At 60.5% G+C, this 21,758-nt stretch carries 22 protein-coding genes; 10 read left to right on the top strand and 12 right to left on the bottom strand.

Annotated features, from left to right (window positions below; genetic code table 11):
- Window positions 1–171 precede the first annotated feature (171 nt).
- The 3 genes from AC1DPR_RS17200 to rsmA are packed head-to-tail and all read left to right on the top strand — an operon-like array spanning window position 172 to window position 2,980.
- The gene (locus tag AC1DPR_RS17200; protein WP_113470717.1) at window positions 172–1,122 is read left to right on the top strand and encodes a peptidylprolyl isomerase; all 951 of its coding nucleotides are present in this window, start codon (window positions 172–174) and stop codon (window positions 1,120–1,122) included.
- 5 nt (window positions 1,123–1,127) lie between these two features.
- Complete coding sequence (pdxA, locus tag AC1DPR_RS17195) at window positions 1,128–2,153, top strand: 4-hydroxythreonine-4-phosphate dehydrogenase PdxA (RefSeq protein WP_113470716.1); 1,026 nt, start codon at window positions 1,128–1,130, stop codon at window positions 2,151–2,153.
- Window positions 2,153–2,980 (top strand): 16S rRNA (adenine(1518)-N(6)/adenine(1519)-N(6))-dimethyltransferase RsmA, encoded by an 828-nt coding sequence (rsmA, locus tag AC1DPR_RS17190; RefSeq protein ID WP_477816804.1) that lies wholly within the window; start codon window positions 2,153–2,155, stop codon window positions 2,978–2,980. Before pdxA ends, rsmA begins: the two co-directional genes overlap by 1 nt.
- A gap of 111 nt (window positions 2,981–3,091) precedes the next feature.
- On the opposite strand, the gene gmk is transcribed toward rsmA, so the two are convergent.
- The 7 genes from gmk to fabD form a co-directional block, all read right to left on the bottom strand.
- On the bottom strand, window positions 3,092–3,757 hold the full coding sequence (gene gmk / locus AC1DPR_RS17185) for a guanylate kinase (protein ID WP_018116250.1): 666 nt from the start codon (window positions 3,755–3,757) through the stop codon (window positions 3,092–3,094).
- A gap of 3 nt (window positions 3,758–3,760) precedes the next feature.
- Entirely contained in the window at window positions 3,761–4,648 is an 888-nt protein-coding gene (locus AC1DPR_RS17180) for a YicC/YloC family endoribonuclease (RefSeq protein WP_018116251.1), read from the bottom strand.
- 15 nt (window positions 4,649–4,663) lie between these two features.
- A complete protein-coding gene (gene mltG / locus AC1DPR_RS17175) occupies window positions 4,664–5,905 on the bottom strand; it encodes an endolytic transglycosylase MltG (protein ID WP_425349845.1) in 1,242 nt (413 codons plus the stop codon).
- A gap of 111 nt (window positions 5,906–6,016) precedes the next feature.
- The gene (fabF, locus tag AC1DPR_RS17170) at window positions 6,017–7,279 is read right to left on the bottom strand and encodes a beta-ketoacyl-ACP synthase II (RefSeq protein WP_026371806.1); all 1,263 of its coding nucleotides are present in this window, start codon (window positions 7,277–7,279) and stop codon (window positions 6,017–6,019) included.
- A gap of 94 nt (window positions 7,280–7,373) precedes the next feature.
- Entirely contained in the window at window positions 7,374–7,610 is a 237-nt protein-coding gene (locus AC1DPR_RS17165; RefSeq protein WP_003547058.1) for an acyl carrier protein, read from the bottom strand.
- A gap of 289 nt (window positions 7,611–7,899) precedes the next feature.
- On the bottom strand, window positions 7,900–8,637 hold the full coding sequence (gene fabG / locus AC1DPR_RS17160; protein ID WP_018857373.1) for a 3-oxoacyl-[acyl-carrier-protein] reductase: 738 nt from the start codon (window positions 8,635–8,637) through the stop codon (window positions 7,900–7,902).
- A gap of 30 nt (window positions 8,638–8,667) precedes the next feature.
- Window positions 8,668–9,612 (bottom strand): ACP S-malonyltransferase, encoded by a 945-nt coding sequence (fabD, locus tag AC1DPR_RS17155; RefSeq protein ID WP_113470714.1) that lies wholly within the window; start codon window positions 9,610–9,612, stop codon window positions 8,668–8,670.
- A gap of 207 nt (window positions 9,613–9,819) precedes the next feature.
- Here fabD and AC1DPR_RS17150 point away from each other — a divergent pair, with 207 nt between their 5' ends.
- From AC1DPR_RS17150 to rplI, 6 genes are all read left to right on the top strand, one after another.
- Window positions 9,820–10,863: an aldo/keto reductase gene (locus AC1DPR_RS17150; protein WP_113470713.1), complete on the top strand. Its 1,044-nt coding sequence runs from the start codon at window positions 9,820–9,822 to the stop codon at window positions 10,861–10,863.
- A gap of 201 nt (window positions 10,864–11,064) precedes the next feature.
- The gene (locus tag AC1DPR_RS17145; RefSeq protein WP_113470712.1) at window positions 11,065–12,840 is read left to right on the top strand and encodes an adenylate/guanylate cyclase domain-containing protein; all 1,776 of its coding nucleotides are present in this window, start codon (window positions 11,065–11,067) and stop codon (window positions 12,838–12,840) included.
- 253 nt (window positions 12,841–13,093) lie between these two features.
- Entirely contained in the window at window positions 13,094–13,552 is a 459-nt protein-coding gene (gene rpsF / locus AC1DPR_RS17140) for a 30S ribosomal protein S6 (protein WP_018857377.1), read from the top strand.
- Window positions 13,553–13,564: 12 nt separating this feature from the next.
- Entirely contained in the window at window positions 13,565–13,813 is a 249-nt protein-coding gene (gene rpsR, locus AC1DPR_RS17135; protein ID WP_004680498.1) for a 30S ribosomal protein S18, read from the top strand.
- A gap of 154 nt (window positions 13,814–13,967) precedes the next feature.
- Window positions 13,968–14,951, top strand: coding sequence for a YybS family protein (locus AC1DPR_RS17130; RefSeq protein ID WP_018857378.1), 984 nt, complete (start codon window positions 13,968–13,970; stop codon window positions 14,949–14,951).
- A 21-nt stretch (window positions 14,952–14,972) separates the two neighbouring features.
- Window positions 14,973–15,548 (top strand): 50S ribosomal protein L9, encoded by a 576-nt coding sequence (rplI, locus tag AC1DPR_RS17125; RefSeq protein WP_113470711.1) that lies wholly within the window; start codon window positions 14,973–14,975, stop codon window positions 15,546–15,548.
- A gap of 57 nt (window positions 15,549–15,605) precedes the next feature.
- Here rplI and AC1DPR_RS17120 read toward each other — a convergent pair whose 3' ends face one another.
- From AC1DPR_RS17120 to AC1DPR_RS17110, 3 genes are read right to left on the bottom strand one after another with little or no spacing between them, the layout of a single operon-like run.
- Entirely contained in the window at window positions 15,606–16,670 is a 1,065-nt protein-coding gene (locus AC1DPR_RS17120) for an HlyD family secretion protein (RefSeq protein ID WP_018857380.1), read from the bottom strand.
- Between the two features lie 15 nt (window positions 16,671–16,685).
- On the bottom strand, window positions 16,686–18,368 hold the full coding sequence (locus AC1DPR_RS17115) for an MFS transporter (protein ID WP_113470710.1): 1,683 nt from the start codon (window positions 18,366–18,368) through the stop codon (window positions 16,686–16,688).
- A gap of 10 nt (window positions 18,369–18,378) precedes the next feature.
- Complete coding sequence (locus tag AC1DPR_RS17110) at window positions 18,379–18,822, bottom strand: MarR family winged helix-turn-helix transcriptional regulator (RefSeq protein ID WP_018116191.1); 444 nt, start codon at window positions 18,820–18,822, stop codon at window positions 18,379–18,381.
- 339 nt (window positions 18,823–19,161) lie between these two features.
- Between AC1DPR_RS17110 and AC1DPR_RS17105 the strand changes: the two genes are divergently transcribed.
- On the top strand, window positions 19,162–20,658 hold the full coding sequence (locus tag AC1DPR_RS17105) for a replicative DNA helicase (protein ID WP_018857382.1): 1,497 nt from the start codon (window positions 19,162–19,164) through the stop codon (window positions 20,656–20,658).
- A 31-nt stretch (window positions 20,659–20,689) separates the two neighbouring features.
- Here the strand turns inward: AC1DPR_RS17105 and AC1DPR_RS17100 are convergent, their stop codons facing one another.
- Together AC1DPR_RS17100 and AC1DPR_RS17095 are read right to left on the bottom strand one after the other, a co-directional pair.
- Window positions 20,690–20,992 carry an AzlD family protein gene (locus AC1DPR_RS17100; protein WP_018857383.1) on the bottom strand — a complete coding sequence of 101 codons (303 nt, stop codon included), beginning with the start codon at window positions 20,990–20,992 and terminating at the stop codon, window positions 20,690–20,692.
- Window positions 20,989–21,693, bottom strand: a complete 705-nt coding sequence (locus AC1DPR_RS17095; protein WP_018857384.1) for an AzlC family ABC transporter permease — start codon at window positions 21,691–21,693, stop codon at window positions 20,989–20,991. The genes AC1DPR_RS17100 and AC1DPR_RS17095 overlap by 4 nt, the downstream gene beginning before the upstream one ends.
- Window positions 21,694–21,758 lie beyond the last annotated feature (65 nt).

Here is a 21,758-nt window from a genome sequence, read left to right as displayed (position 1 = left end):
ACGGCGAAAGAAAGGGCCTTTCTTTCGCCGTAAGACTATGCAGGACATTGTCGCCAGTTGAGATCTAAGGCATATGCTGAATTTTCAATTTGCAGCGGTAATGCCCGTGTGTCTCGGGAAGGTATGCGCGCCGCGACGTGAGTGCGCGGCGTCAATGGGAAGGGTCGATAGATGATTGGCGCAAGAAGAACCGTAAGGACGATGATTGCCGGTGCGACTTTCGCGATGCTGGCGGCTTTTGCCTCGCCGCAGGCCGGCTCAGCTGTTGCTGCAAGCGAAGTCAGAGTTGTCGTCAACGGAACAGCAATCACCAGCGGTGACATCGCCAAGCGCCAGGCATTCCTGCGCCTGCAGCATCAAAAGGCTGATGCGAAAGCAGCGGAAGAACAGCTGATCGAACAGACGCTGAAGCAGCAGGAAATTTCCCGCGTCCGCATGTCGGTTTCCAAGGACGACGTCAACGCATCGTTCGCGCGGTTCGCGAGCGGCAACAAGTTGACGACGGACCAGATGACGCAAATTCTCGAACGCGCCGGCGTCGGTGTTGATCATTTCAAGGCTTTCATTGCCGTGCAGATGAGCTGGCCGCGCCTTGTCAATGCCCGCTACGGTTCGAGCAATCGCATGTCGAATTCCGACCTTGTTGCCCGCATGATGGAGAACAAGCAGAAGCCGGAAACCACCGAATATATTCTGCAGCAGATGATCTTCGTCGTTCCCGCCAACAAGAAGGGCATCGTCGGCAAACGCAAGAGCGAAGCCGAGGCGTCTCGCGCGAAGTATCCGGGTTGTGACCAGGCAAAGGTCTTCGCAGCAACGATGCTTGACGTGTCAGTCCGTGACCTTGGTCGCGTTCTTGCACCGGAACTTCCGGCCGAATGGAAGCCGCTTGTCGAGCAGGCAAAGGGCAACACGACCGCCACGCGCGTGACCGACAGAGGTGTCGAATACATCGCCATCTGCAGCCAGCGCCAGGTTTCTGATGACCAAGCCGCCGAAATGGTGTTCCGCCAGGAAGACCTTGATAAGGCGAAGGCAGGGAAGAACGCCCCTCCGGAAAATCCGAACGCCCAGAAATATATGGAAGAGCTGCGCAAGAAGGCGCAGATCATGCGTCCCTGAGCAAGATGACACTCTCGTTCTCGCGCCCGCTTGCTCTCAGCCAGGGCGATCCGGCCGGCGTCGGCCCCGATGTCACACTTCTGGCCTGGATGCGGCGCAGGGAGCTGGGTCTGCCTCCGTTCGTGTTCATTGGCGACCCTGATGTGCTGGCATCGCGTGCCAAGCTCCTAGGCTTGACGATCGCCATTCGCGAGACCGATTGCACCAACGCCAATGATGTCTTTGCAGATGCCCTCCCCGTGCTCCCCATTGCCGCAGGTATCGACGTTGTAGCGGGTGAGCCGCATGTGGCGACGGCAAAGAGCACGATCGCCGCGATCGAAAGAGCTGTCTCGCTGACAATGAGTGGCGAAGCCCTCGGCGTCGTCACCAACCCGATCGCCAAGTCCGTTCTCTACGAATCCGGCTTTCCCTTCCCCGGACACACTGAGTTTCTGGCCGATCTCGCCGCACGTGCGACTGGACAGGCGGGGATGCCGGTGATGATGCTCGCGGGTCCGAAGCTCCGCACCATTCCTGTTACAATTCATATTCCGCTCAAGGATGTGCCTCATGCACTGACGGCCGATCTCATCATCGAGACTTGCCGGATTGCTGATGCCGATCTCAGGCGTCGCTTCGGGATCGAGCAACCCCGGCTCGCGATAGCCGGTCTCAATCCACACGCCGGAGAAGACGGTGCGATCGGCAAAGAGGATGAAACGGTCATCAAACCGGCCATCCAATTCCTGAGATCCGAGGGGATAAACGCAATCGGTCCGCTGCCTGCCGATACGATGTTCCACGACGACGCCAGAGCGCGTTACGACGTTGCGATCTGCATGTATCACGACCAGGCCCTGATACCGGCCAAGGCACTTGGCTTCGACGACGCTGTCAACGTCACGCTGGGATTGCCCTTTGTGCGCACCTCGCCCGATCACGGCACCGCCTTCGGGATCGCCGGCAAGGGCCTTGCGCGTGAAAACAGTCTCGTCGCGGCGCTGAAGCTCGCCGGTCACCTCGGACGCACCACAGAAGGGCATCGTTGATGGCTGCCTTGGATGGGCTGCCGCCSCTTCGCGAKGTYATYCAGCGCCAYGGCCTCGAYGCGCGCAAGGCGCTCGGSCAGAACTTCYTGCTCGATCTCAACCTGACGCAGAAGGTTGCTCGCACAGCCGGCTCCTTGGAAGGAGCCACGGTTTTTGAGGTCGGTCCGGGTCCCGGCGGCCTGACGCGCGCCATTCTGGCATTGGGTGCAAAGAAGGTGATCGCCGTCGAGCGTGATTCTCGCTGTTTACCCGCGCTTTCGGAAATCGCGGATCACTATCCGGGGAGGCTCGAGGTCATCGAAGGCGATGCGCTGAAGACGGACTTCGAAGCTCTGACGCCCGAGGGACCGGTGAAGATCATTGCCAACCTGCCCTACAATGTCGGCACGCAGCTGCTGGTCAATTGGATCCTGCCGAAGCAGTGGCCTCCTTTCTGGGACTCGCTGACGCTGATGTTTCAGAAGGAAGTGGGAGAGCGCGTCGTTGCGGCCGAAGACGACGACCACTATGGACGTCTTGGCGTGCTTTGCGGATGGCGTACGAACGCACGGATGGCGTTTGACATTCCGCCGCAAGCTTTCACGCCGCCGCCGAAAGTAACGTCGACTGTCGTTCATCTGACCCCAAAGCAAAGCCCGATCCCCTGCTCGGTCGCCGATCTGGAGAAGGTCACGCATGCCGCCTTCGGCCAGCGACGCAAGATGCTGCGGCAGAGCCTAAAGCCGCTGGGGGGCGAAGTCTTGTTGAAGAAGGCGGATATCGACCCGCAACGACGGGCCGAAACGCTTTCAGTCGAAGAGTTTGTTCGACTGGCGAATTGCCTCTAGCCAGCGTTCGCTTAGGGCACGCCGACTTTCCAGGATAGTGAATCGCGTGACAGCATATCGGCCCGGTCAGTTGATCTAGCCGCAAGCACCATTGCATCGACCGTGCAGGTCCTAAAGGTTCGGCTCTTCAGTCAGCAGCCCGTTGACGAAATCGAACAAGCCGTAACGCCGGTCGCGGCGGACGCGTTCGGCATTGACGATGCAGCTCACATTGCGAAAAGCCTCATCGAGATCGTCGTTGACGATGACATAGTCGTATTCGCGCCAGCGTTCGATCTCCGCGCGCGAATTCAAAAGCCGCGTACGAATGACCTCTTCCGAATCCTCGGCCCGGCGATGCAAGCGAGACTGCAGTTCGGTCATGGTGGGCGGCAGCACGAAGATCGAAACGATATCGGCCTTCATCTTGTCCTGAAGCTGCAAGGCACCCTGCCAGTCGATATCGAACAGCATGTCGCGACCTTCGGCCATGGCCGATTCCACGGGCTCGCGCGGCGTGCCGTAAAAGTTGCCGTGAACCTCCGCCCATTCGAGCAGATCGCCTGAGTCGCGCATCCTCTCGAACTGCGGTACAGTGATAAAGTGATAATGCTTGCCGGCAATCTCGCTCGGCCGCTTGGCCCTGGTCGTAACGCTGACAGAGATTTCGAGGCTGTGGTCGTCTCGGAGAAGGTTGCCAGCAATTGTCGACTTGCCTGCGCCCGAGGGCGAGGACAGGACAAGCATCAGCCCGCGCCGGGCGATTTTGGTGGGTGTGCTCGACTGGGCCGGGCTCATGTATCACTCCAGATTCTGGACCTGCTCGCGGAACTGGTCGATGACGACTTTCAGTTCGATGCCGGCGGCGGTGATTGCCGCGGCATTCGACTTCGAGCAGATAGTATTCGATTCTCGGTTAAATTCCTGTGCAAGGAAATCCAGCTTACGCCCGACCGGGCCGCCCTTGCCGAGCAGGTCGCGAGCGGCAACCACATGCGCTTTCAGGCGATCGATCTCTTCACGGAGATCCGCCTTGGTGGCGAGCAGAGCAGCTTCCGCATGCAGCCGGTCGCGATCCAGCTTTCCCGATCCATCCATCAGCAATGCGACCTGCGCGGCCAATCTCGTCGAGATCTCCTGCGGAGAGCGGGAGGGGTCACGCTCGATCACCTCTGTCAATCCCTCGATAGTGGCCACATGGTCGAGAAGTACGCGCGACAGAGCGGCACCTTCCGTCTCGCGCATGTGCCGTAGGTCGGCGAGAGCTGCGATCAGGCCTTCCACAATATCGGAATCGCGGGCGGCGATCGCTTCATCACCGTCCTCGCTCTCGCGGAATTCGATGATACCCCGGATGGCGAGCAATGTATCCAGCTGCAACGGCGCGGGATCGATGATGCCGCCAAGCTGATCGCGCAAGGCGAGCACAGCGGAAAGCGCTTCCTGATTGAGGACGGTTTCAATGCGGCTCTCACCGGCAGAGACGGAAAGCGACGCCTGCATATTGCCTCGGCTGAAGCGCTCGCCGGCAAGGCGACGCACGTCGCTCTCCATACGCTCCAGCCCCGGCGGGAAGCGCAAGCGCAGGTCAAGGCCCTTGCCGTTGACCGAACGCAACTCCCAAGCCCAACGCCAACGGCCGCTCGTGCCTTCTCGCCGCGCAAAACCGGTCATGGACTGCAAAGCCATGCGAGCCTCCAAAAATCAGTTCGTCTTCTTTTTCTTTTGGGCAGCAGGCGCGGCAGGTGTGTCCGGCTGCGTCTGGCTCTCGGGCTGTCCGTCGACCGCAATATTGGGATCGGCTCCCTTGGCGGCTTCCAGTTGGCGCCAGCGCTTGACGTTCGCGTTATGCTCCTCAAGAGTGGCTGCAAAAACGTGCCCGCCGGAGCCATCGGCGACGAAATACAGATCCTGCGTCTTCCACGGATTGGCGACAGCCTCCAGCGCATCACGGCCCGGATTGGCGATCGGCGTCGGGGGAAGCCCCTTGATCACGTAGGTGTTGTAGGGCGTTTCCTTCTTCAGGTCCGACTGATAGATCGGGCGATCCGTCGGCTTTCCGTCGCCGCCGAACAACCCGTAGATGATTGTCGGATCTGATTGAAGGCGCATCCCCTTGCCCAGCCGGTTAAGGAAGACGGAAGCCACGTGGGCACGCTCATCGGGAACGCCAGTCTCCTTCTCGACGATCGAGGCGAGGACGACCAGTTCGTCCTTTGACTTGAGTTGCAGCGACGGGTCGCGCTTGTCCCAAACCTGCTCGACCAGCTTCTGCTGGGCCGCAGCCATCTGCCCGATGATTTCGACCCGCTTCGTGCCGCGCGAGAACTTGTAGGTATCCGGGCGGAGGCTTCCCTCTGCGGGGACGACAGCCGGGAGATCGCCTTCCAGCACGGCATCCTCGTTCAGGCGATTGAACATCTGGCGGACGGTGAGGCCCTCGGGGAAGGCGACGGAATACAGGATCGACTTCCCGGATTTCAGCAGTTCCATGATGTCGTTCATGGAAGCATGTGCCTTGATTTCGTACTCACCCGCCTTGAGGCTCTCGCCATCATCAAGGTGGGTTGCCGTGAGGTAGCGGAAGATACGGGCATCCGAGACGATGTTGTTTCGTTCAAGGCTCGCGGCAATTTCAGCAACGCCGGCACCATTTCGCACGATGAAGTTCGTATTCGTTTCCAGCGGACCAGGATCTTGGTAGGCCGAGATCGCGTAGTAGAAGAGGAAGACAGCGGCTGCGCAGCCGAGGACGACCAGCGTCATCAGGAAGTTCAGGAAAATGATAACCTGGCTGCGCGCTTTCTTCGAGCGCTTCGGCGGCTCGGGCACGCGTTCCGGCCGCAGCGCCTCGCTTGGCGACTTGGGAATGATCGGCCCACTCTGCGTCTGCTGGCTCTCCTCGCCGATCGTCCCGTTGTTTTGGTTCGTATCGTTCACCGGCAATCCTCTAAACTTGGCCTCAAGTCCCGCTTCTTGCTAAGCAATGCGGCAAAATGCAGGTGGGGCCACGCCGCGCAAGGTGCAGCCCCACCGCCAGAACGTCAACGCCTGAACTCAGGCGACGTAGCGGCGCAGCACCAGCGAGGCATTCGTGCCGCCGAATCCGAAGGAATTCGACAGGGCGACGTTGATTTCCCGCTGCCTGGCCTTGTGCGGGACGAGGTCGATCGCGGTCTCGCGCTCAGGATTGTCGAGGTTGAGCGTCGGAGGCGCGACATTGTCCCGGATCGCAAGCGTTGCGAAGATGGCCTCGATCGCGCCGGCAGCACCGAGCAGATGACCGGTCGCGGACTTCGTCGACGACATCGAGATCTTGGAGGCTGCATTACCAACCAGACGCTCCACCGCGCCGAGCTCGATCGTGTCGGCCATCGTCGACGTGCCATGCGCGTTGATGTAGTCGATATCGGCAGCGGTCAAGCCGGCTCGCTTCAACGCCATCGTCATGCAGCGCTGCGCGCCTTCACCGTCCTCGGACGGAGCCGTGATGTGATAGGCATCGCCCGAGAGGCCATAGCCGACCACTTCGGCATAGATCTTGGCGCCGCGCGCCTTGGCATGTTCCAGCTCTTCGAGAACGACGATACCGGCCCCCTCACCCATGACGAACCCATCACGGTCCTTGTCATAGGGGCGCGACGCTTTGGTCGGATCGTCGTTGTGCTGGGTGGAGAGCGCCTTGCAGGCGGCAAAGCCGGCGAGCGAGATGCGGCTGACCGGGGACTCGGTGCCGCCAGCAACCATGACGTCCGCATCGCCGAACGCGATGAGACGGGCAGCGTCACCGATCGCGTGAGCGCCAGTCGAGCATGCCGTGACCACCGAGTGGTTCGGCCCGCGCAGCTTGTGGCGGATCGACACCTGTCCGGATACGAGGTTGATCAGACGGCCAGGAATGAAGAAGGGCGAAATGCGGCGCGGGCCCTTGTCGCGCAGCGTATAGCCTGCTTCGACAATGCCCTCGATGCCGCCAATGCCGGAGCCGATCAAGACGCCGGTCGCAACCTGGTCCTCATCGCTCTCGGGGTGCCAGTTCGCATCTTTAAGCGCCATATCAGCGGCGGCCATGCCGTAGATGATAAACGGATCAACCTTGCGCTGTTCCTTAGGCTCCATCCAGTCGTCGGCGTTGAAGGTGCCGTTGCTGCCGTCACCAACCGGAATGCGGCAGGCAATCTTTGCGGGCAGATCGTCGACTTCGAATTCAGTGACAAGGCGGGCGCCGTTCTGACCCGCAAGCAAGCGGGACCACGTCACTTCTGTTCCGCATCCCAAGGGTGATACCATGCCGGTACCTGTTATGACGACCCGTCTCATCGACTGCATTCCCCCGCCTTTTATGTTCTTGGAGAACCATGCCAGAAATAAAAAGGGCGGACTCCGGGTCCGCCCTTTTCTCAATCGCTYAGGATTAAGCCTGAGCCTTTTCGATAAACTTCACGGCATCGCCGACCGTCAGGATCGAGTCTGCAGCGTCGTCCGGAATCTCAACGCCGAATTCTTCTTCGAACGCCATGACCAGTTCGACGGTGTCGAGCGAGTCAGCGCCCAGATCGTCGATAAAGCTGGCGCTTTCAACAACCTTGTCGGCGTCGACGCCAAGATGATCAATAACAATTTTCTTTACGCGTTCTGCGATATCGCTCATGTCGGTTTCCTCGACCTTATATCCTGATCAGAATGCCTTGTGACATCCCTACCCTGTTTCAGCCTGCGGCGCCGTTAAGCCACCCTCGGCAAACTCTTTGAACCCGGCTACCAGAAATGTCCCAGGCTTGCACAAAAGCCCGCCGGTCCGTCTGCTTTCTCGGGAGACTGTTCACAGTCATGGCCCGCTTAACACGGTTTAAGTCTGCCGCAAAGCCAGAAAATCAACCCCATCGGGTTGCTCAACACGCTATTGCGGCGAAAACTGCCTCGAAACGCAGTTTCCCGTTTCAGATCATGGCCATGCCGCCGTTTACGTGCAGCGTCTGGCCTGTCATATAAGCAGCTTCCGACGAGGCGAGATAGGCAACCGCAGAGGCGACTTCCGCGCCGGTGCCCATGCGTTTCATCGGGATCGCTCCCATGATCGCTTCCTTCTGCTTGTCGTTCAGCTTGCCGGTCATGGCGGACTCGATGAAGCCAGGCGCCACGCAGTTGACCGTGACGTTGCGGGTTGCGATCTCCTGAGCCAGTGACTTCGTGAAGCCGATCATGCCCGCCTTGGAGGCGCAGTAATTGGCCTGGCCCGGATTGCCGGTCACGCCTACGACCGACGTGATGTTGATGATACGGCCATAGCGGCGGCGCATCATCGGATGGGTCATCTCGCGCGTCAGGCGGAACATCGCCGTCAGGTTCACTTCGATGACGCTATCCCAGTCCTCGTCGCTCATGCGCACAAACAGGCCGTCCTTGGTGATGCCGGCGTTGTTGACGAGGATGTCCACACCTTCGAGATCGGCTTCCGCCTTGACGCCAAGCGCCTTGACTTCATCGCGGTCTGCGAGGTTGGCCGGGAAGATCTTGACGCGATCGCCGAGATCGTTGGCCAGCGCCTCAAGCTTCTCGACGCGGGTGCCATGAAGGCCGACGATTGCGCCCTGCTTATGCAAGATACGGGCGATTTCTTCGCCGATGCCGCCGGATGCGCCGGTAACCAGAGCCTTGCGGCCGGAAAGATCGAGCATGGGTAGTGTTCCTTGTAATCGTTAAATCTATCAGGCCATCAGGGCGGCAACGGCCGCGTCGATATCAGCAGGCGTGTTGACGGCGATGCCGTTCACCGTCTTGTCGATGCGGCGTGCAAGGCCGGTCAGGACCTTGCCGGAGCCGACCTCGTAAAGCGTAGTCGCGCCATTGACCGCGAACCACTCGACAGTCTCGCGCCAGCGGACCTGGCCCGTCACCTGCTCCACGAGCAGCTTTGCAATCTCGTCGGCGTCGGTCACCGGCGCAGCGCGCACGTTGGCGATAAGAGGCACGACCGGGTTGGACTTCCTCACGCCGGCCAGCGCTTCGCGCATCGCTTCTGCAGCTGGGGCCATCAGCGAAGAATGGAAGGGAGCGGAGACCGGAAGCAGGATCGCGCGCTTGGCGCCCTTCTCGGTCGCAATCGCAGCGCCCTTTTCGACGGCCGCCTTCTCGCCTGATATGACGATCTGACCGCCGCCGTTGTCGTTGGCGATCTGGCAGGAGCCGACGGCCGAGGCTTCCTCGCAGACGGCGGCGACATCGGCATGTTCAAGGCCAATAATGGCCGCCATCGCGCCCACGCCGACCGGTACGGCGGCCTGCATGGCGTTGCCGCGGATGCGGAGCAACCGTGCAGTGTCGGCCAGCGAGAAGGTTCCTGCGGCGCAGAGCGCTGAGTATTCGCCTAGCGAATGACCGGCGACATAGGAGACCTTTGCCTTTAGGTCGACGCCGTTGGTTTCGAGGACCCGGATAACCGCCATCGACACCGCCATCAAGGCCGGCTGCGCATTGGCCGTCAGGGTCAGCGTATCTTCCGGCCCATTGAACATCGTCTCGGACAGCTTCTCGCCCAGCGCTTCGTCGACTTCTTGGAAGACGGCGCGTGCCTCGGCGAAGTTTTCAGCGAGATCCTTGCCCATGCCGACAGCCTGGCTGCCCTGCCCCGGAAATGTGAAAGCGATGGTCATCCTATGTCCTTTATAATTGGACCTCTGGTTATTTCGCCTCCAATTGACATTCTTTCCTTCAGAGTCAAGTGCCGGAGCCCCGCGCTCCAAGGCTTTTGCAGCTGCGAGAACGCAGCGTTTTGGCCCCTTGCGCTTACTCAATTACAGTCTAGATTTGCGCCGCCCCTCCAGACCATTTCTTTTTCAGATCACTTTCAAGGCTTTCAGATGAAATACAGGAAACTTGGCCGCACGGATATTTCCGTGTCCGAAATCTGCCTCGGCACCATGACGTGGGGCACGCAAAACACCGAGATCGAAGCGCACGAGCAGATGGACCATTCCGTCGAGAAGGGCGTCAACTTCTTCGACACGGCCGAGCTCTATCCGACTACGCCCGTTTCGGCGGAAACGCAGGGGCTGACCGAAGACTACATCGGCAGCTGGTTCCAGAAGACGGGCAAGCGCGAGGATATCGTGCTCGCGACGAAGGTCGCGGGCCCCGGCCGTTCCTACATCCGCAACGGCGACGGTGCCGACGCGAAGAATATTCGCCTGGCGATCGAGGCAAGCCTGAAGCGCCTGCGGACCGACTATGTCGACCTCTACCAGATTCATTGGCCGAGCCGCGGACATTTCCATTTCCGTCAGGCTTGGCACTACGATCCCTTCAAGCAGGACCACGCCAAGGCCGTCGCCAATATCACGGAGATATTGGAAACGATGGGTGCTCTTGTGAGGGAAGGCAAGGTTCGCGCCTTCGGCCTTTCCAACGAAACCACCTGGGGCACCCAGAAGTATCTGACGCTCGCCGAACAGCTCGGCCTGCCGCGCGTTGCCACGATCCAGAACGAATATAATCTGCTCTACCGCCACCACGACCTCGATCTGGCGGAGCTGTCGCATCACGAGGATGTCGGCCTGCTCGCCTATTCCCCCCTTGCCGGCGGCATCCTGAGCGGCAAGTATATCGACGGCGCCAAGCCGGAAGGCTCGCGCGGGGCGATCAATGGCGATCTCGGCGGTCGGCTGCAGCCTTTGCAGGAAGCACCGACGAAGGCTTATCTCGACATCGCTGCACGGCATGGGCTCGATCCTGCTGCGATGGCGCTCGCCTTCTGCCTGCATCGCCGATTCATGGCTTCGGTGATTATCGGCGCGACGACGATGAAACAGCTCGATACAGACCTGAGCTCCGTCAATCTCAAGCTGTCGCACGACGTTCTCGTGGAAATCGAGGCGGTTCATCGCCAGTACCCGATCCCGATCTAAGGCAACCGGACGATGCATCACGATCTGGCCGTCGACGGCCAGATCACTGCCCTGAAACCATTGCATCGGGGCCCGCCCCACGCAAGTCGCCACAACGACAAGTTTCGAGAACTTTGCCCGCGCGGCAATTTCCGCTTCTCCGTCCTGCGCAATTCAGCTACGTTTATAGGGCTCTGTGTAGGGCCGCGGGGAGCTCATTCCGTGGAACGGAAGCTCGCAGTCATCCTTGCCGGCGACGTGGCCGGTTACAGCCGCCTTGTTGCAGCCAACGAGGAGGATGCGCTTGCGACCCTGAGCGTCTACAGCACCACGATTGGTGACCTCGTTTGCGAGCATGGCGGGCGGATTTTCGGCAGCTCCGGAGACAGCGTGGTGGCGGAATTCCACAGCGCAGTGCAAGGCGTTCGCGCAGCGGTCGCCATCCAGCGCGCGCTCAATCGCCGAAACGCCGACTTGCCTGTGGATCGCCGAATGGAGTTTCGCCTCGGGCTCAATCTCGGGGACGTCGTGGTTTCCGGCGATAACCTGCTCGGCGACGGGGTGAATGTCGCCGCCCGCCTTCAGGAGGTGGCGCTACCTTCGGGTATCTGCATCTCTGGCGCCTTGCGCGAGCAGATCGAAGGGAAGCTGGACTTCCCTCTCGTGCCGATGGGCGATCGTACGCTGAAGAACATTCCGCGCCCGGTGCCTGTGCATAAGGTCGACTGGACCGGCGAGGACCCCGTGGAGGGCGGCGCGCTCGGGGGGCCGCTCCGACTGCCTGACAAACCCTCGATTGCGGTATTGCCCTTCGTCAACATGTCCGATGACCCAGAGCAGGAGTTCTTCGCCGATGGCTTGACCGAAGACATCATCACCGCGCTTTCGCTCTACCGCTGGTTTTTCGTCATCGCCCAGAATTCTTCCTTCGCCTATAAGGGGCGGGCCGTCGACGTGAAGCAGATTGGACGCGATCTCGGTGTCCGCTATCTCGTGGAGGGTAGTGTGCGCAGGTCCGGGACGCGGGTCCGCGTCACGGGGCAGCTGATCGAAGCGGAGAGCGGCATTCACCTCTGGGCACAGCGCTACGACCGCGAAATCGCCGACATCTTCGCCATCCAGGACGAGCTCACCCAAAATGTCGTCGGCGCCATCGAGCCGGAAATCCTGATAGGCGAAAGCCGCCGGGCACTGCTTAGAACGACGGACAATCTTGATGCCTATGAAAGCCATATGCGCGGCACATGGCTCCACAATGCCCAGGATACCGCCGAACACTTCATCGAATCCATAGCCTGGCATCGCCGAGCCATCGAGCTCGACCCCGAATTCGCACGCGCTCACATGATGCTGGCTCGCTCGCTCTACGCGCGCTGTTTCCACGGCTTCAGCAGCGATGTCGACAGGGACAGCACGGAACTTCGGGCGGAGGCAGAGCGCGCAGTGGCGCTCGATCCGCGCGATCCCTATTCCCACTACGCCATGTGTCTTGGCCATTTCGTCGCTCACAACGCCCCGGCCGCAGTAGAAGAGGCACAGCAGGCGATCGATCTCAATCCCAATTTCGCGCTGGCGCATATGGGACTTGGGTGGGCCAGAATCTTCACTGGCCACTTTGCGGCAGCTTGCGATCCACTCCATATGGCCCTGCGGCTCAGCCCGCATGATCCCCTGGCCTACCTCATCCTCGACCGGCTGGCGCTGTCGAACTACCATCTCGGCAACTACGAGGAAGCGATCCACTATTCCGAGCGCGGCCTTTCCCTGCGACGCGCCTATTTCAACCGCGTCGTTCTTCTTGCAAGCCTGGGGCAATTGCAGCGGCGCGAGGAGGCACAGCGCCTGATCCCGGAAATTCTCGCGAATGTCCCCGCCGACCTGGAGCATTACTGGAAGATCCTGACGCCCTACGTCGACCCCGGTCACTACGACCATTTCGTCGACGGGCTGCGCAAGGCCGGGCTACCGTCGTTGAACTCGCAACGAGAACATTGCTGACTGTCCCTTGCGTTTCCGCCAAAAATCCGTATAAGCGCCCTGTTCGCAAACCCGGTCTTCTGGCTGGTGGCTGAACGGAGGGCCGGTTTCCTACGGGAAATCGTTCGGAACGGAAGCGTTCCAGCCTCCCGTGTCTCCGCTCTCGACCGTCTCGGAAACGCTTTTCTTGCCTGGGTCCGCCCATTCAGGAGCAGTCGTTGAGGCTTAGCCGCCGAATATCGGGTTGAATAAACGCAAGAAAGGCAAAGCTGTCATGGCTCTTTATGAACATGTATTCCTTGCCCGACAGGATATTTCCGCTCAGCAGGTTGATGCCCTCGTAGAACAGTACAAGGGTGTTATCGAAGCTAACGGCGGTAAGGTCGGGCGCGTAGAAAACTGGGGCCTCAAGTCCCTCACCTACCGTATCAAGAAGAACCGCAAGGCTCACTACGTTCTCGTCGACATCGACGCCCCGGCTGCTGCCGTGCAGGAAATGGAACGTCAGATGCGCATCAGCGAAGACGTCCTGCGCTACATGACGATCGCTGTTGAAAAGCACGAAGAAGGCCCGTCTGCCATGATGCAGAAGCGCGACCGCGACGACCGCGGCCCGCGTGAAGGCGGCGACCGTGGCCCGCGCCGCGAGTTCGGCGACCGTCCGCCGCGCCGGGATGGCGACTTCCAGCGTGGTCCGCGTCCGGACCGTGCTCCCCGCGAAGACCGTGCATAAGGAGATCTAAGAATGTCTGAAGCTTCCTCCGCTCCGGTTCGTCGCCCGTTCCACCGTCGTCGCAAGACTTGCCCGTTCTCCGGCGCAAACGCTCCGCGCATCGACTACAAGGACGTTCGTCTCCTGCAGCGCTACATTTCCGAGCGCGGCAAGATCGTTCCTTCCCGTATCACGGCTGTTTCCCAGAAGAAGCAGCGCGAACTCGCCCAGGCGATCAAGCGCGCTCGTTTCCTCGGCCTGCTGCCGTACGTCGTCGCTTAATCAGCCGACGAGACCAAATCGAGGGAAGGCAGCTGTGCCTTCCCTTCTCCCTTTCGCGATGGGCGCGGATCGGAACTCTTAAAACCCATGTTGAGGCTTTTCTGAAGCTGTTCAGAAGAACCCTCTAACTGCTCGATGAAGCAGGACAGCGACCGTGAACCGACTGAACACAAAAACGCTAAGCATTGGCGCACTCGCCGGAGTGACCGCAGCACTTCTGGTGCTCGGCGCGAGCCTGCAGCCGTCGTTCAGCGCGGTCCTCTACGCTGCTTCGGCACTTCCCATTCTTCTCGTCGGCCTCGGCTGGGGCAACATGGCGGCAATCTCTGCCGTCGTCGCAGCCGCTGTAGTCGGCGCGATCGCCATCTCGCCGTCCTTCGCGCTGATGATGACGCTGGTCACGCTGCTTCCGGCCGGGTGGCTCAGCCACCTTGCGAATCTTGCCCGTCCCGCCTCGGAGCTTGGCGGGCCTGAGCATCTGATGGCCTGGTATCCGCTTTCGGATATCCTGCTGCATCTCTGCGGCCTCGTCACCATCGCGGTGATCGTCGTTGGCGTGATGATCGGTTACGGTCCTGAGCTCATCGACCGGCTGGTCGATGTCCTGTTCGGCTCGCTTGCGCAGCAGCAGCCAGAGTTTTCGCCCGATCCGGCAGTGACGGCACAAACCAAATCGCTGGTCCTGCTCATGCTGCCTGCCATCCAGGGTGGCATGTGGGTGGTCATGCTGTTTTCCGCCTACCACATCGCAACCCGGATCGTCAGTGCATCCGGCCGTGGTCTGCGTCCGCGTGAGGACATTCCTTCGGCACTGCGCATGAACCGCAATTCAATCTTCGTTTTTCTCGTTGGGCTTGCCGCCACGTTCTTCGGCGGCATACCGGCGATGATCGGAGCAACCGTCGTCGGCACCTTCGGCGCCGGCTTCCTGCTTTCCGGCTTCGCCGCGCTGCACTTCCGCACGCGCGGCAAGGATTGGCGCCTGCCGGCACTCATCCTCTGCTACCTGGCATCGCTCGTCCTGATGGTGCCAGCCTTTTTCATCCTCGTGGTGGGACTGAGCGATACCCGCAAGGCGATCGCACTGACCCCGAACAAGGATGTCGATGCCCCCAAACAGACAGACACGAAAATCTAAAGACACGAAAGGAACACCAACATGGAAGTCATTCTTCTTGAACGCATCTCCAAGCTCGGCCAGATGGGCGAAACCGTAAAGGTTCGCGACGGCTTCGCTCGTAACTACCTCCTGCCGCTCGGCAAGGCTCTTCGCGCCAACGAAGCCAACAAGAAGCGTTTCGAATCCGAGCGTGCAACGCTCGAAGCTCGTAACCTCGAGCGCAAGTCGGAAGCACAGAAGGTTGCTGACGTTCTCGACGGCAAGTCCTTCATCGTCGTTCGCTCGGCTGGCGAAACCGGCCAGCTGTACGGCTCGGTTGCTGCTCGCGACGTCGTTGAAATCCTCGCTGCCGAAGGCTTCAACATCGGCCGCAACCAGGTTCACCTGAACACCCCGATCAAGTCGATCGGCCTGCACAAGGTTGAACTGCAGCTCCACGCTGAAGTCGAAATTCACGTCGAGCTCAACGTTGCGCGTTCGGCTGAAGAAGCTGGCCGTCAGGCGAAGGGCGAAACCCTCACCTCCGTCGATGCCATCTACGGCGTTGACGAAGACGCCCTGCGTCCGGAAGACTTCTTCGATCCGGAAGCAAACCTCGAAGGCGACGAAGCTTAATCTTCAGAGAAACCTCTCTGGAATGTACGAAAGCCCGGCTCACGCCGGGCTTTCTGCTTATTTGGATGCTGTGTTCTGTTGCGGCGCGGCACTTTTGTCGACATCGACGACGACCGAGAGACCCGGGCCCAAGTCCTTGACTGCCGGCTGGTCGGGATCGAAGCGGATGCGCACGCCGACACGCTGCGCGATCTTCACGAAATTGCCGGTCGCATTGTCAGCCTTGATGACCGCGAACTCCGATCCGGCGGCCGGCGAGAAGCGCTCGATGTACCCCCTCAGCTGCCGCCTGCCGAGCGCATCGACGGTGATGGTTACCGGCTGGCCGACCTGCATGCCGTAAAGCTGCGTTTCCTTGAAATTCGCGACGACCCAGACGTCCTCCGGCACGACCGCCATGAGCTGCGTGCCGGCCGTCACGTACTGCCCGATTCGAACCCCGACTTCGCCGAGGTGACCGTCGCGTGGCGCCAGGATCCTGGTGTTCTGGAGGTCGATTTCCGCCAGATGCACCACGGCTTCAGCGCTTGAGACGTTGGCTTCCAGCAGCGAACGGTTGACGATGATCGTCGCAAGGTTTTGCTTGGAAACCTCGAGTGCGGCCTTCGCCTGGTTCAGGGCGGCCTTTGCCTGGTCAAGCGTCGCCTGTGCGGCCTCTGTCTCGCTCTGCGATGCGATCCCGCGGTTGCTGAGGTTGTTTACGCGATCCCAGGCCTGCTGCGCGCGCGTCAACGCTGCGTTCGCGCTATCGATCTGCGCCTCGCTGGAGGCGATACTCGCCTTTGCCGCAAGCTCGGACTGGCGGGAATTCTCGAGCGACGCCTTCTGCCCGTCGAGCGCAGCACGCGCCTGGGCAAGCTTCTGGACGTAAATGCGGTCATCGATCTGGGCGAGCGTGTCGCCCTGCTTGACCTGCTGATAGTCCTTCACGGGCACATCGACGACATAGCCGCTCACCTGTGGACTCAAGATCGTGACGTAGCCTCGAACATAGGCATTGTCGGTCGTCTCCACTGACGTGACGAACGGCGGAAGGCGCCATGCATAGAGAACGAGCAGGACGCCGGCGATGCCGGCGAGCACTGCGATGATGGTCGAGGGGGACCGAAGAAATTTCAACATGCTGACGCCCTGAGATCACGATTGAGCGGGGATTGCATCGGACTGGCCTGTCCCTGACCACGGCAGCCGGCGCCACGCTTGATGCAGAAGAATGACGATCAGGCCGAAGACGGAGGAGTAGCCGATGACAAGGAACGTATCGTTGTAGGCGAGAATACAGGCCTCGCGGCTGACCTGCTGCGCGAGCAACATCAGGGCCTCCGCGTTGAGCAGCGTCTTGTCGCCAAGCACTTTGCCGTAGGCCGCGCTCATCTGGGAGATGCGCTGCGCCACGATCGGATCTTGCAGCAGAATATGCTCGACGAGCACGTTCGAGTGGAACTTCTCCCGGATCGTCACGAAAGTCCCGAGCATCGCCGAGGCAAAGAGCGAGCCAATGCTCTGCGTGAAGACGAAGATCACCAGGAAATTCACGATATACTGCACGCCGCGGGAGATCGCCGCCTTGAAGCCATTCGCCATGACAGGCGGCAGGAACATCGCCGCACCGGCGGCGACCATCGCCTGGCTCAGATACATCTGAGGCGGACGCGTCAGGCTCGTCGACTGGCTGTCCATGAAGGCGCCGGCTGCAATAAGGGCGAGCGCCAGCACGTGGGCGGTCTCGACGTAACGGGTCGTCATCAGAAATGCGCAGAAAAGACCACCAACCAACGAGGCGAGGAGAATGATCGCGTAGAGTGTCACGGTCTGATCGTTCAGAAGCCCGAGCTGCTGATAGAAATTGGCAGCGGTTGACGACTGCTCGGAGGAGACGAAGCGGAAGAGCAGCAGGACGCCTGCCATCCGCATGTTCGCGCCGGTGAACAGCCAGCGGAAATCGATCAGGGGACTGGCGCGTGGCAACTCCATGGCGAGCATGAGCGCAAGCGAGCCGACCGACACCGCCAGCAGCACGCCGATCCACGGCGCCTCGAACCACCAATAGAGCCGGCCAAGCGTCAATACGACGGCGAGACATCCGAAGCCGACCGCCAGCAGGAGATAGCTCACTATATCCTGCCGCTGGATGACATTGGCCCGCGGCGGTGCTGTGAGCGGCAGCAGATAGATGATTGGAAAGGCGACGAGCGCGAGCCCCATCTCGAACATATAGAGCGCCTGGTAGCCGCCGAAATGAAGCAGCGAGGGCGAGACGATGCGCGCCACCGGCGAAGCAAACAACGTACACATCAGCGCAAGGCTGATCCCCAGCGAGAGCTTCTTTTCCTGGGGGAAAGGCTCCAGCATGTAGAGGAAGCCGAGCGTCGACAGCGGTGCTGCAGCCATGCCGCTCAGCGTGCGCACGACGATTGCGGAATGCAGGTCGGTGATAAGAAGATTGAGCACCGCCGCAGCGACGAAGCAGATAATGCCGAGTTCAGCGAAACGGCGAAGGCCGTATTGGCTACGGATCTTGAAGAGTGCAATCGACATGCTGGCGTAAGGCGCCATGTAAGCCGCCGACAGCCAGGAGAGTTCAGTCGTGGTCGCCGAAAACGAACCCTGCAGCTGATAGATATTGGCGGTGAGCAGGTTCATTCCGAGGCCCTGCGTCAGAAAAAGCAGGACCGACGCCGCCATGTAGAGCGGCATTTTCCAGGCCGGCATCGGTACGCCCGCCGCTGGAGGCGGCGACGGCATCGGTTGCGTGTCCGGCTTCGCCTCCCCGGCTGGCCTTGGCGCCACATTGTCGTTGGCGGTCTGGGCGAGGCTCATCGGCAGGACCTCAAATTCCCCGAATGCCCTGCAGGTTGGCTTGCATGGCCCGTATCACGTCCAAAGTAGTCTTCAGATCGCTTTCGGGAATACCGGCAATGACCTGCGCCCGCACTTTTACTGCGATGTCTTCAATCTCACCCGCCACGACCTTGCCGGTCTCGGTGATGTAGATTTCCTTGGCACGGCGATCGGAGCCGGCCACGCGCCGCTGCACGAAGCCCTGCGCTTCCATCGCATCGAGGATCCTGACGAGCGTTGGCGTCTCCAGCTCCAGCCGTTCGGCAAGTTCGCGCTGATTGATCCCATCTTTCTTGTTGAGCGTGAAGAAGACCCGGGCGCGCGGCAACGTCATGCTGCGCTCCCGCACTATCTTGTCGAAGACGGCCCTAAGCTTGCGATTGAAGGCAGCAAGGTCTTCGATTAGCTCACGCCCAAGGGTGGGTTTTGCCATATATTTCAGCCCCATTTTGTTAGTGCACTAATTATATCCTTACTACCTATATTATTTTCCGTTGTTTTTCAAGTGCCGACGCGCCTGCTCGGATGCAAGTCTCCTCCGACAGGCCTAGACTACCAAATAAGGCACAATGGAAGTGAGTCGTTTTGGCCGTGTTCCGCAGGTGACACTTTCGGTATTTTTGCATTAACCGCAAGTGAGACTGTGGAGAAGTCGAACAATGGGCAAAGCTCCCCTGTATCGACAGCGGCATTGGCGTCTTCTCTCTTCCGCACTTGATTTTGTCGCGCGCGCGCGCCACACCCGAAGCTGAACAAGACAGAACGGATCAAGATGAACGACGTCGCTCGAAAGATTGCCGCCGTTGCTCCCGCGGAGCAGCACTACCGGGAAGCCCCGAACAATATCGAGGCCGAACAGGCGCTTCTCGGCGCGATCCTGATGAACAACGACGCCTATTATCGGGTGTCGGACTTCCTGAAGCCGATCCATCTCTACGAACCGCTGCATCGCAAGATTTTCGAAGTCGCGGGCGACATCATCCGCATGGGCAAGATCGCCAATCCGGTGACGATCAAGACCTTCCTCAAGGCTGAGGAAAAGGTCGGTGACATGACGGTCTCCGAATATCTGGCGCGTCTTGCCCGCGAAGCCGTCACCATCATCAATGCCGAGGACTATGGTCGCGCGATCTACGATCTGGCGCTGCGTCGCGCGCTGATCACCATCGGCGAAGACGTCGTCAACATCGCCTATGACGCCCCGCTCGACATGCCGCCGCAGACACAGATCGAAGATACGGAACGTCGTCTGTTCGAACTCGCCGAGAACGGCCGCTACGATGGCGGCTTCCAGTCCTTCAACGATGCCGTGGCGCTTGCGATCGACATGGCAGCCGTCGCCAAGGAGCGCGACGGGGGTCTGTCCGGCATCTCCACCGGCATCCATTCGCTTGACGGCAAAATGGGCGGTTTGCAGCGTTCTGACTTGATCGTGCTTGCCGGTCGTCCGGGTATGGGCAAGACTTCGCTAGCGACCAACATCGCCTACAATATCGCGGCTGCCTATGAAGGCGAAGTGCAGCCCGATGGCAGCTACAAGGCCAAGAACGGCGGCGTCGTCGGCTTCTACTCGCTCGAAATGTCCTCCGAACAGCTGGCCACCCGTATCATCTCGGAACAGACGGAAGTCTCCTCCTCGAAGATCCGCCGCGGCGACATCAACGATGCCGACTTCGAAAAGCTCGTTGCCTGCTCGATGATGATGCAGAAGGTGCCGCTCTATATCGACCAGACCGGTGGTATCTCGATCGCGCAGCTTTCCGCCCGCGCCCGCCGCCTGAAGCGCCAGCGCGGCCTCGATTGCCTGGTCGTCGACTACATCCAGCTGATGACCGGATCGGGCAAATCAGGCGAAAACCGCGTGCAGGAAATCACCCAGATCACGACGGGCCTGAAGGCGCTCGGTAAGGAACTCAACGTTCCGATCATTGCACTCTCCCAGCTGTCGCGTCAGGTCGAAAGCCGCGACGACAAGCGCCCGCAGCTTTCCGACCTTCGTGAATCCGGCTCGATCGAACAGGACGCCGACGTCGTGCTCTTCGTGTTCCGTGAGGAATACTACGTCAAGAACCTCGAGCCGCGCGATCCGAACGATCCGAAGTATGCCGAATGGGAAGCGCTGTTCGACAAGGTGAAGGGTACGGCCGACGTCATCATTGCCAAGCAGCGCCACGGGCCGACCGGTACGGTGAAGCTCGCCTTCCAATCGGAATTCACCCGCTTCGCCGACCTCGCCGATCCCTCCTTCATTCAGTACGAAGAGCACTGACGGGACCCTTTCCGTCAGCACACTGCTCGATCTACAAGCCGGCAGTTCGCAGGATGGCAACGGTCGCCACACCGACGGCAACACTTGCGAGCATCGGCAGCCGCCGCGCTGCGAGCGCCGTCACCAGGGAGGCCGCCGTTTCGGCCCAGCCTGTCGCAAAGGCGGTGGGCGCGATGACAGCCATCAGAACCGCTGGCGGTATCGCCTCGATGGCCGTGCGAGTCTGTTCCGTCATCTCGACATGGCGAAGGAGAAACAGGCCGCTCATGCGGGTCAGCACCGTTGCAGCCGCCATGGCGAGGATCGCAAGAAGCGTATGTAAGTCCAGGGTCATGCCGTGACTGCCTTTGTCTTGCCTGTCCAAAGCGCCGCGGCAAGTCCAGCGAGGGCCCCAGCTGCGATGTACCAAACGCCGGGCACGAATTGGTGCACCAGAACAGCGGCCAGCGCACTGGCGGCGAGCACCGAGCCCGTCGCGCGTCCCTTCCAGAAACCCATTGTCAGCACGACGAAGACTGCCGGAAAGGCGAAGTCGAGCCCGATCGCGGCAGGGTTGCCAAGGAAGGCCCCGAGCGATGCGCCAACCAGGGTCGACCCGACCCAGGCTGCATAGAACGGCGCCGCGACGCCAGCAAACCATGATGGCGTCAGTCGCGCTACGCCCACACGGAACTCTGCGATCGCCCATATCTCATCGGCGAGGAACAGCATGGCGGCATACTTCCGCAAGCCCGAGAAGGCCTGCATCTTCGTGCCGATCGATGCGCTCATCAGGACATGGCGGATATTGACAAGCAGGGCGGCAAATCCGACGCCCGCCCAACTGGCGGGGTGCGTCCAGATATCCATAGCGACAAACTGCGAGCCACCGGCAAAGACGAGTGCGCTCATCAGAGTGGCTTCGAGAGCAGACAGCCCTTTCGTGGCCGAAACCGCGCCAAAGACAAGACCGATCGGAATGACGGCGACGACGAGCGGCAGGATTGCCTTTGCCCCGGCAAGAAAATCGTCTGTCCGTCGCCTTTGAGTGAACATTGAAACCTCCAGAACTGCGAAAGTTCGGAGGGTGTTAAGCCGTTGCACGGCGATGGTCTTGAACG

It is taken from the genome of Rhizobium sp. 01T417 (genome assembly GCF_056398905.1).
This window is presented reverse-complemented; position numbering and strand designations above follow the sequence as displayed.

Excerpts from the sequence above, each read along its gene's own strand:
- AC1DPR_RS17200 (WP_113470717.1), top strand. The coding sequence starts at position 172 with ATGATTGGCGCAAGAAGAACCGTAAGGACGATGATTGCCGGTGCGACT.
- pdxA (WP_113470716.1), top strand. The coding sequence starts at position 1,128 with ATGACACTCTCGTTCTCGCGCCCGCTTGCTCTCAGCCAGGGCGATCCG.
- gmk (WP_018116250.1), bottom strand. The coding sequence starts at position 3,757 with ATGAGCCCGGCCCAGTCGAGCACACCCACCAAAATCGCCCGGCGCGGG.
- AC1DPR_RS17180 (WP_018116251.1), bottom strand. The coding sequence starts at position 4,648 with ATGGCTTTGCAGTCCATGACCGGTTTTGCGCGGCGAGAAGGCACGAGC.
- fabF (WP_026371806.1), bottom strand. The coding sequence starts at position 7,279 with ATGAGACGGGTCGTCATAACAGGTACCGGCATGGTATCACCCTTGGGA.
- AC1DPR_RS17165 (WP_003547058.1), bottom strand. The coding sequence starts at position 7,610 with ATGAGCGATATCGCAGAACGCGTAAAGAAAATTGTTATTGATCATCTT.
- fabG (WP_018857373.1), bottom strand. The coding sequence starts at position 8,637 with ATGCTCGATCTTTCCGGCCGCAAGGCTCTGGTTACCGGCGCATCCGGC.
- fabD (WP_113470714.1), bottom strand. The coding sequence starts at position 9,612 with ATGACCATCGCTTTCACATTTCCGGGGCAGGGCAGCCAGGCTGTCGGC.
- AC1DPR_RS17150 (WP_113470713.1), top strand. The coding sequence starts at position 9,820 with ATGAAATACAGGAAACTTGGCCGCACGGATATTTCCGTGTCCGAAATC.
- rpsF (WP_018857377.1), top strand. The coding sequence starts at position 13,094 with ATGGCTCTTTATGAACATGTATTCCTTGCCCGACAGGATATTTCCGCT.
- rpsR (WP_004680498.1), top strand. The coding sequence starts at position 13,565 with ATGTCTGAAGCTTCCTCCGCTCCGGTTCGTCGCCCGTTCCACCGTCGT.
- rplI (WP_113470711.1), top strand. The coding sequence starts at position 14,973 with ATGGAAGTCATTCTTCTTGAACGCATCTCCAAGCTCGGCCAGATGGGC.
- AC1DPR_RS17120 (WP_018857380.1), bottom strand. The coding sequence starts at position 16,670 with ATGTTGAAATTTCTTCGGTCCCCCTCGACCATCATCGCAGTGCTCGCC.
- AC1DPR_RS17115 (WP_113470710.1), bottom strand. The coding sequence starts at position 18,368 with ATGAGCCTCGCCCAGACCGCCAACGACAATGTGGCGCCAAGGCCAGCC.
- AC1DPR_RS17110 (WP_018116191.1), bottom strand. The coding sequence starts at position 18,822 with ATGGCAAAACCCACCCTTGGGCGTGAGCTAATCGAAGACCTTGCTGCC.
- AC1DPR_RS17105 (WP_018857382.1), top strand. The coding sequence starts at position 19,162 with ATGAACGACGTCGCTCGAAAGATTGCCGCCGTTGCTCCCGCGGAGCAG.
- AC1DPR_RS17100 (WP_018857383.1), bottom strand. The coding sequence starts at position 20,992 with ATGACCCTGGACTTACATACGCTTCTTGCGATCCTCGCCATGGCGGCT.
- AC1DPR_RS17095 (WP_018857384.1), bottom strand. The coding sequence starts at position 21,693 with ATGTTCACTCAAAGGCGACGGACAGACGATTTTCTTGCCGGGGCAAAG.